This window comes from Pedobacter sp. GW460-11-11-14-TSB4, from assembly GCF_059423705.1.
Map to the genome: position 1 here is coordinate 1 of NZ_JBWKYI010000013.1, position 14,247 is coordinate 14,247.

At 40.9% G+C, this 14,247-nt stretch carries 8 protein-coding genes; all 8 read right to left on the reverse strand.

From position 1 onward, the window contains the following. Positions 1 to 137 precede the first annotated feature (137 nt). Positions 138 to 902, reverse strand: coding sequence for an SDR family NAD(P)-dependent oxidoreductase (locus AC07YT_RS14180; RefSeq protein ID WP_086544784.1), 765 nt, complete (start codon positions 900 to 902; stop codon positions 138 to 140). A 71-nt stretch (positions 903 to 973) separates the two neighbouring features. Then, positions 974 to 1,813 (reverse strand): 5-dehydro-4-deoxy-D-glucuronate isomerase, encoded by an 840-nt coding sequence (kduI, locus tag AC07YT_RS14185; protein ID WP_086544783.1) that lies wholly within the window; start codon positions 1,811 to 1,813, stop codon positions 974 to 976. Positions 1,814 to 1,899: 86 nt separating this feature from the next. Continuing rightward, positions 1,900 to 3,123, reverse strand: coding sequence for a DUF2264 domain-containing protein (locus AC07YT_RS14190; protein ID WP_086544782.1), 1,224 nt, complete (start codon positions 3,121 to 3,123; stop codon positions 1,900 to 1,902). A 346-nt stretch (positions 3,124 to 3,469) separates the two neighbouring features. Next, on the reverse strand, positions 3,470 to 4,654 hold the full coding sequence (locus AC07YT_RS14195) for a glycoside hydrolase family 88 protein (RefSeq protein WP_478358459.1): 1,185 nt from the start codon (positions 4,652 to 4,654) through the stop codon (positions 3,470 to 3,472). A gap of 67 nt (positions 4,655 to 4,721) precedes the next feature. Further along, a complete protein-coding gene (locus AC07YT_RS14200; RefSeq protein WP_494945375.1) occupies positions 4,722 to 6,752 on the reverse strand; it encodes a polysaccharide lyase family 8 super-sandwich domain-containing protein in 2,031 nt (676 codons plus the stop codon). Between the two features lie 89 nt (positions 6,753 to 6,841). Next, positions 6,842 to 9,136, reverse strand: a complete 2,295-nt coding sequence (locus AC07YT_RS14205) for a glycosyl hydrolase family 95 catalytic domain-containing protein (protein ID WP_086544780.1) — start codon at positions 9,134 to 9,136, stop codon at positions 6,842 to 6,844. Positions 9,137 to 9,261: 125 nt separating this feature from the next. After that, complete coding sequence (locus tag AC07YT_RS14210; protein ID WP_086544779.1) at positions 9,262 to 11,013, reverse strand: RagB/SusD family nutrient uptake outer membrane protein; 1,752 nt, start codon at positions 11,011 to 11,013, stop codon at positions 9,262 to 9,264. A 97-nt stretch (positions 11,014 to 11,110) separates the two neighbouring features. Continuing rightward, complete coding sequence (locus AC07YT_RS14215) at positions 11,111 to 14,221, reverse strand: SusC/RagA family TonB-linked outer membrane protein (RefSeq protein ID WP_086544778.1); 3,111 nt, start codon at positions 14,219 to 14,221, stop codon at positions 11,111 to 11,113. Between the last annotated feature and the right edge of the window lie 26 nt (positions 14,222 to 14,247).

The window sequence follows — 14,247 nt, forward strand, 5'->3', positions numbered from 1 at the left end:
TCAAAATAGATTTTAATGGTTCTTTTATTTTTATAATTTAGTAAAATAAATAGTCAACTTTTTCAAGGACTAGACACTTTGTGGTTACTACTCTAGACTTCTGACTCAAGACTTCTGACTCAGGACTCAGAACTAACCTACCTTCCCATCCAACCGCCATCAACGGTCAAAATTGTTCCATGAACATAATCACTTGCTGGTGAGGCCAGGAATAAGGTTGGTCCTTTAAAATCTTCCGGAGTGCCCCATCTTCCGGCAGGGATACGCGATAATATAGAGGTGCTTCTATCCTGATCTTCGCGTAAAGCAGAAGTATTATCGGTTGCAATATAACCAGGCGCAATGGCATTTACATTTACCCCTTTTGATGCCCACTCATTAGCGAAAGCTTTGGTTAAAGATGCAATTGCCCCTTTACTCGCTGCATAACCAGGAACGGTAATACCACCCTGGAATGATAATAATGATGCCGTGAAAATCACTTTTCCGCTTCCTCTTGCAATCATCTCTCTACCAATTTCACGCGTTAAAATAAAGGGGGCCGTTTGGTTTACCGCAATGACTTCATCCCAATACTCATCAGAATGCTCAGCAATTGGCTGACGTAAAATTGTTCCGGCGTTATTGACTAAAATATCGATAACGGGATGGTCTGCTTTTACCTGAGCCGCAAAAGCCAGGGTATTTTCGCGTTTACCAAAATCACACTGGTAAGCATAAAACTTTCTGCCCAGCGCTAAAATTTCTTTCTCTACCGCACTGCCCTGAAGTTCGAGACTTGCAGAAACACCGATAATATCGGCACCCGCTTCTGCTAAAGCTAAAGCCATTGCTTTTCCTATCCCTCTTTTACAGCCGGTAACTAATGCAGTTTTACCTGCTAAATTGAATATGTTTGACATGTTTTTTTCTAAAGTTCTATTTTAAAGATCTCTCCACTTCGCTTTGTGCCAGTCGAGATGACGAAAAGAATTTATTTCAGTTCGGTAATGGCACAGTGGTCCATATCGCCATAATCAAGATTTTCGCCTGCCATACCCCAAATAAAAGTATAGTTGCTTGTGCCTGCACCTGAATGGATTGACCAGTTTGGCGAAATAACCGCCTGATCGTTCTGCATCCAAATATGACGGGTTTCTTGTGGCTGGCCCATAAAGTGGCAAACGCTCTGTCCTTTTGGAACTTCGAAATAGAAATAAGCTTCCATCCTTCTATCATGTGTATGCGCAGGCATGGTATTCCAAACACTTCCCGATTTTAACTCGGTCATACCCATTTGTAATTGACACGTAGGCAAAACACTATTTACCAATAACTTATTAATTATTCTGTGATTTGCGGTTTCAGGCGTACCTAATTCTACAATCTCTGCCTCAGCTTTGCTTACCTTTTTGTTTGGATAAGTATGGTGTGCAGGCGCAGAATTGATGTATAATTTTGCAGCTTCGCCAGGGATAGCAGATTCAAAAAACACTTCTTTGGTACCTTTACCAATATACAAAGCTTCTTTATAATCCAATTCGTATTTTTCGCCGTCAGCAGTAACAATAGCTTTTCCGCCAACATTAATAATACCCAGTTCCCTACGCTCTAAAAAGTAGGTGGCTTTTAAATCATCTGGATTTGGAAGTGCTATTTTCTGATCAACAGGCATTGCACCACCAACAATATATCTGTCAAAATGAGATAAGGTTAGGTTTACCTGGTTTGCCTCAAATACGTTTTCAATCAGGAAATTATCCCGCAAAGCAGCGGTATCCATTTGTTTAACTTCTTTAGGGCTTTGAGCGTAACGGCTTTCGAATTTATTCATTGGTTAAAAATTGAGTTTTGCGATAAGACCTGAACTGATATCAGATCCTATCCGCAAATATATTTATACCTTACTTATTATTTGTATTAATACTCAACTTTATAATCCTTTTTTATGGTTTCTCCACTCCAGGCCTTTAAACTGGTCCAGGGTGCAGGTGCATCTGTCCAGAATTTACTATCGGCTGGTAAACCCAAGCTTAAAAAGCCCAGCGTGGCCATATATAAACTTCCCGTTGAAGTGTAGGTATCTGCCACTTCCGGCTGATGACCGTTAAAGCCCAGCACCAGCCATCCCTTATCGTCAAAATTCTGCTTTCCATCATATAGTTTATGCATGACGGCGGTTAAGCCACCACGAACTTGCGATGGTTTTACATATTCAGGCAGTTTTTCCATTAAGGCTGTTTGGGCCAATGCCTGAAAGGCAGCTGTACGATAAGTGATCGAGCGGCCATAAGCCGGATAAGTGCCCTCTGGCGAAATAATCCTTTCTAAATACTCTGAATAACGCACCATTCTTTTCAATGCGATATCATAATCGGCCTGAGCTGCTCTTTTCTTGTCAACCAATACTTTTAACAGATCAACCAGCATCGGGTGGATAACATAAGAATTGTAATAATCCATGCTAAATTTTTCACCATCACTATACCAGCTATCGCCTACGTACCATTCTTTCATTTTATTGATCGAAAACTGAACACGGGCAGGATCATACTGCTCGCCGATGCTTAACAGAAAACCTTCGGTTAAACCTGAAAACAATAGCCAGTTGTTATAAGCACCACTACGGGTACGTAACGATTTAAATTCTTCTATAAATCTTTTTTTGGTGAGCTCATCAAGTGGTTCCCACAGCGCTTTTGGTGCACGCAAGAAAGCATGTGCAACATAGGCCGCATCAACAATAGGCTGACTTTCTGAGCGGTAACTGATATAATCGGGACTCTCGGGATTTACCGAATTGGCCAAACCTTTTAAAAGTTCGGTACGCATGGTTTTTCTAAGTTTACCTTCTGCAGAATCATCGTCTGGTAAAGCCAGCCACGGTGCAACACCTGCAATGGTGCGCCCTAGTGCTTCGAGATAAGTAACTTTAGCCGCATTTAAGCCATAACCTGGTGCTTTTTCTACAGGCATGTTCTTTTTTAACGTTTCGTTAGCCAGGTTATGGATTACCGGGTACGCAATACGGTTTAAGGTTTTAACCCAAAAGGCACGGTCTTCGGCGCCGGTGGCCGGTTTCTTTTGTGCATAAGCAAACTGCGAGAAGATCAGCAGTGCCGAAAAAATTAGTTTGTATTTCATTTTCTTTATAGTGTGAGTCTTAAAACTCAGTGTTAATTTTAAATTATTTGGAGAGCAGGTCTCTGCACTACTATTCAAGTTTCTTCCCGCTTTCCGTTTTACTCTCCCGATGAAAATCGGGCTCGTGTCCACTTCAATCGGGTCTAGGTGGCCTGTGAACTGCTACTATTTTACCCGATTAAGCGATCTGTATGATTTTGTATTGATCAATTTTTAGCTTCTTTTCCTTACGAATCGCCATGCTGTCCCAAAGCATCAACATCAGCATCCTTTAATGCAGGAAAGATCCTGAAATAAATTCAGGATGACGACGCTTTTTATTAAAATCCTGTCATGATCAATATCTTTACAAATACCATTTCTTGTATCTCGCCAAAGCCTCTAAATAGTAGTAATCGGCATAAACCAAAGGCACATCTATTTCGCTGTTTAACGGATAAGCACCGGTGCTATGCATTAATAAAAAGCCCCCGTTTTCGCCTAATTTTGCATGGTAGGCATTACCCGCGAGTGAATAAATCATGGTTTCTGCCGCAGATTTGAATTCAGCTTTTTCGCTTCCAGAAGCATACTGCCCCAGCTCTAACAATGCCGAAGCGATTAATGCACCTGCCGATGCATCGCGCTTGGCAAAAGGAATACCTTGCGCATCGAAATCCCAGAATGGTATTTTATCGGCCGGTAAATTTGGATGGTTTAATATAAAGTGTGCAATACCTTTGGCTTGTTTTAAATAGCTTTCATCTTTGGTAAAACGGTACATCATGGTATAACCATATAAGGCCCAGCCTTGCCCGCGCGACCACGCAGAGCAATTTGCAGCGCCCTGCCAGGTTGCTTTTTTAATGATTTCGCCAGTTTGTGGGTTATAATCTATCACATGGTAAGAACTAAAATCTGGTCTGAAATGATTTTTTAAAGTAGTATTGGCGTGTGTAATAGCAATCTCTTTATACTTTTTATCTCCGCCATTATCGCTTGCCCAGTTCATCATTTCGAGATTCATCATATTATCAATAATTACCGGACACTCCCACATTTTGCTTTTGTTCCATGATTGGATTGATTTTACAACCGGGCGGTAACGCGTAGCAAGAGATTCAGCAGAACGCTGAATTACGGCTTTATATTCTGCTTTGCCTGTTAAACGGTAAGCATTCCCAAAACTACAGTACATCATAAAACCTAAATCGTGGTTTCCAGTATAAGTTTGGTTGGGTTCTATTACTTTTAAGGCCAGCTCTGCCTCTTTTTTAATGTTCTGATCTTTGGTTTGTTCGTATATGTACCACAAACTGCCTGAATAAAACCCGCTGCACCACCACTTAATATCGTAATTTATAGATTTACCTTTGTCGAAACTTTGAGGTGTTTTGCCCTCAGGTATATTTTTAGCCAGCACTTTATATTGGTCGGCGGCGAATTTAAATTCATCGTTAATTAACTGGGCCATTGGCTTCCTGGCGGTTTGGGCAAATGAGCCAGCCCCCGTAAGCAGGAGTAATGCGGCAATTAAATTGATTTTTTTCATCTGTATATTTGTGTTTTTAAAGGTAATGAAGCGCTCCTTCGCAGCGCATATCATAGTCTGTTTATTATTATTCTTTTATTTTAAAACTCGCTGTAGCACCTGCAAAAGCGCCATCTGGCAAATTACAAGCTATGCTTTTTGGTTTTGATAAACCCGGCAGTTTAAGTTCTACATGTACAGTAGTATGCTCCTGTGCAGGATCTGCCAGGTAAAGCACTGGGCTTTTAGTATTCAACTCTTTAATGTAAACGGTACAAGGCTGATCAACATGGAGGAATAATCCGTTAACCGATAATGTGCCTGCCTTGTAAAACACAGCCTGCAACATATTTAAACCTATATGTTTTACCGCCTGGATTTCTTCTGTATTTTTTAATACCTGTATCATCGATCGGTTGTATTTCTTTAAACCTTTAGCATCAATTCCCGGCAAAACCAGGTATTGGTAGCTGGCATGCTGGGGATTTTGACCATGATTTAACCAGATTTTAAATACCTTATGTTGCAATTCGGTTTTGCTCTGAAATTGATTGATGCGGTACCAGCTTCCATTTTGGGGATTATTGCTAATCTCTAATTCCCCACCTTGGGGAAATATATACCCAATACTATCATGAAGTGCCCAGATTTCGCTGTTGCCATTAGCATGTGCGCCATTTGATGAAATGACCTCACCCCTCGACCAGGTCTGGTTAATGGTGGTGGTGATATTTTCTTTCGAATCACTCCTAATCCCAGCGCCTAAACAAACTATTTCCTGATCAAAAAAGAACCAGGCTTTTTTGGCCTGAACACTATCGTAGTTTAAATCGTAACACGAAACGCCATAAACACCATCACTAACTCCGCCTACAAATTTGGTTGTACCCGGAATTCCCCAATCGCTTTTAATGGTTGCGCCATGATCATCGGCATAATCTCTACTGGTGGTTCCGGGGATTTTATCCCATTCCCATACCGGCATCAGATTGGCATATTCAGCTCCATTGCGTTGAATATTGGTTGCCCCATCGGGTAAAAATTTCCCCAATATATTTTCGTTATTGCCACGCTCCGTACGCAAGGTTAGGGTAGATGCGCTTTGGACGCTAAAAGTATATGCAGGACGAACATGCAGTGTATAACCGCTTTTCCAGTATTGGTTGTGACCAGGTGTAAGCCCATAACCGGCAGGCTTTTTACCCGACGTTCTTAATGCTGAAGCATCCCAGTAAGCCGTATTTTCGGGATCGAATAGCTTAATTTTACTGACGATACCACCCAGACCGCTGCTTAACGAATCTTTACGGCTAATCCCGCGTCCGCGTACATTAAAATCGTAGAACGATCCTCTTATGGTTTTTAAGAAAGTATTTTTAAGGTAATTGACCAGAATAGCCAACTGATCTTTCGGCAAAGCATATTCCGTTTCCCTTAAATAAAAAGCCGCATTAACCGAATTTCCGGCAAACACCCTTCCATAACTGGCAATGGCCTGTTGTTTTCCATGTTGGTAATAACTGCCATCAACCTGAACACCTTCTTTTCCGTCGATTATCGCAATAGGTTCGAAGAGATATTTCGCCGCAGAATCTAGGGTCGCCTTATTCTGGGTTAAACAGGCCCGGTATAAATAATGTAACGCCTCATCAGAAGTGTTGGCACCATCACCAACTCTTAACTTTCTGATCATCCGTTTAATCAATGCATTCTCTAAGGCTGGAGGAAGTCCTGTTTTTGCACTGCGCATCAATATCAAGGTTTGCCCGATCGCTTGCGGATAAAAAATATCGTTGTACCACCAGTTTTTGTTCTTCGGGTTTTTATCCAGCCAGTTCTGTAACGATTGAACAATCGCGCTATGGAGCGCCGCGTTATTATACAGCTTGTTCGATGGGCGGATATAAACCGTTGCCATATCTTTAATCCGTTTTAAGGGATCATATTGGGCATCGGCATAATTAACATCCTGCCAGCTGCCATCAGTATTTAGATTTTTAAGGTGCTGGCTAACCTCATCAGCCAGGGGCTTATCTTTAACAAAAGTCTGCAAATCTTGATTAATCCGTTGCAGAATAATATTAAAAGGTTCGTTTTGTGCTTTCGATGATATACTCATCAGCACTAAGCATCCCGCCAGGAATCCAAGTCTAACTTTTTGGTGAAACTTTATTTTGTCGTTTGTTTTTTTATTTACGGCAAACATCATTATTTTTTATTTAAGCCCCAGAACCAGTTTTGATATTGACTATAAGGAAAATCTGGCGCTTGTTTTTCTTCAAAGCTAGCAGAAACCAGCTGTATGGTTTCTCCAATTATGGTTTTTTTAATTTCAATTTTGATTCTTTCGCCTTCTTTAAAGAGCTGATAACCTACTTTACTCCGCTTATTCGACCGGATGGAGAATTTACCCATGTTGCTCACTAATGTTAAGCTCCCTCCCTTTAAACTGTTTATTTTAATGTTTTTTGTCTCGCCATTTTGCATATCTGCGCTGACCAAAAAAGCACCTTCTGCCCTAAGCTGCTTAAACGACACATTTTTCCAGCTGGATGGAATGGCCGGGAAAATCCTGATTTTATCTCCCCAGCTTTGGATCAGCATTTCCTGCACCGATGTTGCTGCAGCCAATGGTGTTTCGATAACCGGCCCTGATTCGCGGTACAGGGTATTGACCTGCATAAAACGATCGAACAGTTCATTTAACCACTGGTAAGCCATATCGCCATTTCCCATACCGGCATAAATGGAGGCCGCACCGCTAAAAGAAAATCCAGCAAGCGCAATTTTATAAGAAAGCCAGTTTTTTAAAGATAAGCTGATCAGTTCCTTATTTTCTGGCTGCTCCCAATTCACCAGATTATATGGGTAAATCATCAGTAAGTGTGAATAATGCCTGTGCGAGCTGTTTAACGGCACGTCTTTACCAATCAAAAACCCGGTATCTCCAACGGGAAATGGTGCCAGGTTTTTCAATATCAAGTTCCATTTATCGGCGTCGGCATCTTTTAACTGCTGTGCTTTATTTACCTTAATTAAAGTTTGCAAAGCCCAGCTTAAACTCGATAAGGTATAATTTGCATCTTCTGCATTTTTGTATTCCGGAGAATGAGACATTGGAAAATGATAAATCCCCTTTTCATCTTGCTTAAGCTGATGAATTAAAAAATTTGCCGATCTTTTTAATAAAGGATAAATTTTAGTGCGGAGGGTCTGCTCATCTTTATTATAGACATAATACTGGTAATAATAATATAACATCCAGGTGAGGTTTGCAGGCTCAAAAGTCCCTTTGTTAATCTCTGCTTCCGTAATTGGGCTGACCAGATCGTAAGAAGAGCTCCTTCCTATGGCAGCAGCATCATTACGCCATTGCGCCGGAACATTGTTGATTAAGTTTTGCTGATGAACATTTAAGGCCTTAAACAACGATTCGCCTAATTCTAAATGATTGGCCGTAAAAATTGGCGAATAAGTAAGCTGGGTATTTAAATTCCACCAGATGGCTGGCCAGGGTGTAGCACTTGTCCAGGGACCCATTAAGTCGGCTATGGGTTTATCTGCACGGGTTATCGAAGCGAGTTTATAAAGCTGTATCCAATAAAAATTTTCCATGCGTTTATCGGGCAGGGCAACAAAACTCTGCTGATAATAGCGATGCCACCAATTGCGGTGTGCTACAATAGCTTCCTTACCGGAATTAAAGTTTTTAAGGTTAGTTAAGGCTTCTTGAGTTTCATCAAGATTATTATATCCATCGTAGCCCACACTCACCAGCAGTTTACCAGCACTGGCATGACCACTAATTTGATAAGCTGTGGTATAACCACCATTATTGAATAAGGGTTGATTACAAAAAGTATAACCGTTTTCAGTCGAAATTTTTACAGGCGGGTTTTCGGGATAGTTTGCAGGTTTATCTGTCGGGTAGCCTTGCAGGTATCTCGGGCTGATACTTTTACCCGGGTTCCATTTCCAGGCTGAAACTTTTTCTTGCTGCGTGGCATTAACCGAAATACTAATTACATTTTGATTGACTGCAACAAAGGCCGTAAAGGAGATTGTTCCCTGCGTTGTAGATATGCTGCCTTTGGCTTCGGCATTGTAAATATCGAGCTCAATTTTGGCACCTGTTATTTTACCTTCAGTTTTAAGCGTAAAATAACCGATGGGCAGACGCGATTGCGTATACAATTTACCTGCGGCAGGCATCAGTTTTTCGCGGTGATCGACCACATCACTCCTGCCAATATCGAAACGGATTAGACTGTCGTTTTCTTTATAAATATTGGTACCGAGCAACCCGTTACCCAGAATAATACCACTGTAATAATCTTTACCAAGATGATCCCATTTTAAGTTTTGCCTGGCCATAAAAACAGGCCAGTTTACCTCATTAGCTGGTATTTGCGCCACACAGGTAATGAAAGGCAATATCAGCAAGGATACAGAGAGGTATGCTTTCAGTAAGCTACGGGTGTATCTTAATTTGTTAAACGGCATTTCTATTTAATTTTCGCTTCAATAATAAATTTTAACATTTAAAAAAGCCACCAAGCCAGGCAAGGTGGCCCCAAACTAACGATACTAACCATTTTTTATCAGACTGAACTGATGTTTCATATTTTTTACCAGCCTGGATTTTGGATCAATGCGGTATTTTTTGCGATTTCTGAAGCCAACATCGGGAATAAACCATAGTTGGCTGGAAAATGATGTTCACGCACATCTACATATTCGTAGCTATAAGTATTGCCTGTTTTGGTAATCTTAACGCCACGTATTGGTTTTTCAAAATCAACCGCAGCTGTTTTCCATCTTCTGGCATCCCACATACGGTGTTCTTCCATAAACAATTCTACATCGCGTTCTTTTTGTATAATGGTGCGCATTTCATCTTGTGTAGCATCGGCCTTAATTCCATAATTACCATCTGTACCTGCAGTAATACCAGCACGCTCTCTTATTTTCCTTAGCTGGGCGTACACTTCTGCTACTGGTCCACTATACTCGTTAAGGGCTTCAGCATAATTCAATAAAATTTCTGCATATCGGATTAGCCCCCAGCACCGCTCTCCATTCCCTGTAGAATTTTCTAACAGATATTTACGTGGAAAGTAACCCGTATTAAATCCAAGCGGCCCACTTACAGCGTCTGTTGTGCCAGAACCTACATAAGTATTTACCGGAGCAGCATTATTACCGCTTAAAATCCAGGGTGCTCCGTTATAAATGACAGAATTGGCAAAACGGGGATCACGGTTGGCGTAAGGATTGGCCGGATCGTATAAAGAACCTGCTTCATTAATGGCTTTACCATTAATCATCGGAAACTTATCTACTGTTTGCTGGCTTACCGTAAAGGCATAACCACCAGATCTGCTCTGTGGCAGTAAAAAAGTTTCAAACTCACGTTGTGCACCCCTCATTGCCGCAAACAGGTATTCGCTGTTTACCCGCATCTGAAAAACCTTATAAAAGCCATATCCGTTTCTGTTGGTTGTACCGCTTGCCGCACCATTATCTACATATAAAGAATAGTTACCGGTATTGATAATATCCAATGCAGCATCGGCAGCCTTTTTCCAGCGTTCTTTATCGTAAGCAGCATAACCTGTTAGCTCACGCACTTCACCTCCCGTAGCAAGTTGACCACCGTTAAATAAAGGACTTGCGGCATATAGTAAAACACGCGATTTTAAACCCATGCAGGTTCCCTGGGTAATACGACCATAATTTTGGGGCTGAGAGGTTACAATGGTTACATTGGTCGGTAAATCTGCTTTTGCCGCGTCGCATTCTGAAACGATATAATTTACACACTCCTGGTAGGTTGATCTTTTCAAGTTAAAATCCTCGGTAATATCATAAACCTTATCACCCAGTAATGGTACACCTCCAAAAGCCCTGATCAACAGGAAATAATACCAGGCTCTTAAATACCTGGCTTCGGCAATCATGCCTTTTTTGGTTGCTGCACTTAATGGTGCACCACCAATATTCTGCAGAAGTACATTTACCCTTCTGATATTTTGATAAGGAACCGACCACATACCGGTAAAATCGCTATTGGTTGAGCTTTTAGACACCAGACCAAAGGCAATAACCACTGCTGAATTTTGGGTACCGTTGTAACGGCCCGCAACACCTTCATCAGCCGCACCCGAATGCCCACCGGCATCAAGGTACTGAATATCATATTGAAAGCCAACCTGCTGATAGATGCGCGTTAAAAACGCCTGGGTATTTATACTGTCGGCAAAGGTAGTTTCTTCGTTTAAGGTAGTTAAAGTACTCTCATCCAATAAGCCTCCTTTTTTACAGGAATAGCTGATGATGATAAGCGCAAATAAGGCTATGATGGAAATTTTCTTTTTCATCTGTATAATGATTTATTTTCTAGTTGATGAAGCTATCATGGGCATATTCATCACTATTTTTAAACAGCATGCCCATGATGGTTTCATGATCATTTAATTAAAATGTAACATTTAATCCAAGATTATAAATACGCTGGGTTGGATAAACACTGATTACCGTTGTGGTACTGTTTCCATTTTCAGGATCTACCTGGTAAAGGTCGGTTACGTTGGTCCAGGTAAGCAGGTTGTTACCATTGGCATATAGCCTTATTGCAGAAAGGCGTAGTTTTTTAGCCAATGCATTTGGAAACAGGTAGCTGATTTCTGCCGTTTTTAAACGCACATAATAATTGTCTCTCGTCCAAAAATCAGAGAAATTGTTGGTTGCGTTTGGAAAATTGGTTACCGCATTACCACCCAATCGTGGAAAGATAGCTGTAGCAGCTGTTTCTGGTGTCCAGCGTTGCAAATGTATCGGCTGATAGTTCGAGTTTCCAGGAGTAATAGTCTCCGAGTGGAAACGGGTACTATAACCATATGAACCCTGGAAAAATACATTCAGATAAAAGTTTTTATACCCGAAATTAAAGTTTGCCCCATAGGTAGTGTTTGGCAGGTTTGGTTTGCCAATTACCCCTTTATCGGTATCATCAATAATTTTATCCCCATTCAAATCCTGATATTTCATATCACCTGGACCGACTGCTGTTGTTGGTTTGGCCACATTAGGATCGGCGATTTCTGCTGCAGTATAAAAGCCTAAAAAGTGCCATCCAAAATACTGACCAATTGGGTTGCCTGTAGCCGCTAACCAGGGATAAGCAGGCTGTGCTTCATCTTGATACAGGATTTTATTCTTGGCATAAGAAAAGGTTAACCTAACCCCTGCCGAGAAATCGTTAATTTTTTCGTTGTAGCTTACCTCTCCGTCAAAACCTCTGTTATTTACTTTACCCAGGTTAACCGGTGGTAAACCTACCCCAATGGTAAAGGGAACACTTTGTCTGGTGGTTAAAATATCGTACCTGTCGTTGTTGAAATAATCGGCAGTAATTTTTAGCTTACCTTTAAACATGTTCAGGTCAATACCCACATCAAGTTTCTTTTCTTTCTCCCAGGTTACATCCAGGTTTCCTAAACTACCCTCGGTAATGCCGTTATATGAGGTAGGTGATGTACCAAAATTGTAAGAACCCGTTCCTAAAGTATATAGCTGAAGGAATTTTTTCGCCCCACCAATATCATCCGATCCCACCATACCATATGATGCTCTGATTTTAAATAAATCTATAAACTTGATATTATCCGAGAAAAATTTCTCTTCAGAAATATTCCAGCCTATCGATGCAGCAGGGAACCAACCTTTGGTTTTCGAACCTGTAAAACGGTCGGTACCATTGTAGGCGGCGTTAAATTCAATCAGATATTTGTTTTTGTAATCGTAACCACCCCTAAGCGTTGTTCCTGTAATTACTGTTGGCACTCCTGGACCTTGATTGGCATCACCTGTAGTAGTGGAATTAATTACACGGTTATCGTTATACAATATCAAACCATATACACGGTGGTCGCCAAAATTGCGATCGTAATTTAAAGATGATTGTGTACTTAAGGTACGGAAAATACTGGTATTGCTGTATCCTGCTGCAAATGGCGGAGTACGGTACTGCGTAGCATTTAATGGCAGGTAAAGCCCCGTAGCCGAATTATATAAGTAATAAGGTAATGCGGTCCTACTTGCACTTACGCTATAACTTTGGGCACTTGCATATGATAGTAATACTTTAGCCGCCAAACCAGGTGTAATAAAATCTAACTTCTGACTGGCGCTCGAAACAATATTCAGGTCATTATCAAAAGTTCTCGAATAGCCTGACTCTGCCAAACGGCCAATAATACTGGTATTTGCATTGGTTAACAAAGGGTTGTATGGGTACGAGCCATTTGGGTTGGTAACCGGGAAAGCCCAGGGTGGTAAATAACCACCACTGTAAATTTCGCCAACAATACCATTTCCGTTTGCATAATAGGCATTGCCCTGTTGTGAATTAAAAGGCTGGTTGGTTTCGCCGAAACGTCCGGTTAAATCTAAGCGGATACTTAAGGTTTTGGTTGCCTGAATATCTAAGTTCGATCTAAAATTATAACGTTTGTAATAGAAATTACTATTTACACCGTTATCTGAACTAAAATCCCTTACATTACCATTCTGCCATAAATAACCTGCCGATACAAAGTATTTTACACTTTCTGTACCACCCTGAAAATCGAGGTTCTGCCTGGTAATCATAGCACCTGGTTTAAAAATGGTTTTCCACCAATCAATATCAGGATGTCCATAAGGATCGGTATGATCTCGGTAAGCAGCCAAATCGGCGTCTGTAGCATAAGCTTTATTGGTTAAATCGCCCGAATTTCTGAGTGCCTCATTGTTTAATAATTTAGCCTCATAAGAATTTAAGAATTCAGGAGTATTTACATCCATCTGATAACCTGCCTCCGACTTTAGATTAATTCGTGGTTTACCGGCTAATCCTCTTTTAGTGGTGATCACCAATACGCCATTCGCACCTTTAATTCCATAAACAGCAGTGGTGGAGGCATCTTTTAAAATGGAAACAGTTTCTACTTCATTGGGATCGATATCGGAAACCTGGTTATAATCATATTCCACATCATCAACAATAATTAAAGGAGAGGTACTACCGGCATAAGTACTTACGCCACGGATAAAGAAAGCTGCCCCGTCTGCTCCAGGTTGGCCACTTCTTTGTTGTGAAGTAAAACCGGGTAATCGCCCTGCGAGGGTATTCTGGATACTTGCACTTGGATTCTGTTTAATCTCTGATGCCGAAATCGAACTGATAGCCCCGGTATTGGTAATTTTCTTTTGCTTACCAAAACCAACAACCAACACTTCATCCAGGCCCTTAGTATCGGCCTTTAAATTGATGGATACTACTGTTTTTCCAGCAACATTAACCTCCTGGGTTAAGTAACCGATTGATTTAACAATAAGGGTTTTTGAGGTGCCTTTTAAAGTAAATTGAAATTTACCTTCACCATCACTTACGGCTCCATTATTGGTTAAGCCCTTTTCTACAATTGTAGCACCAGGTAAGGGCCCCGAATTGTCGACTACAGTTCCTCTAATAACCGTTTGCGCCAAAGAAATGCCGGGCAAAAGGGTAAAAAGGATTAATAATTTATATAATATTTTTTGCATAATAGGTATGGTTATCATTTAACAAT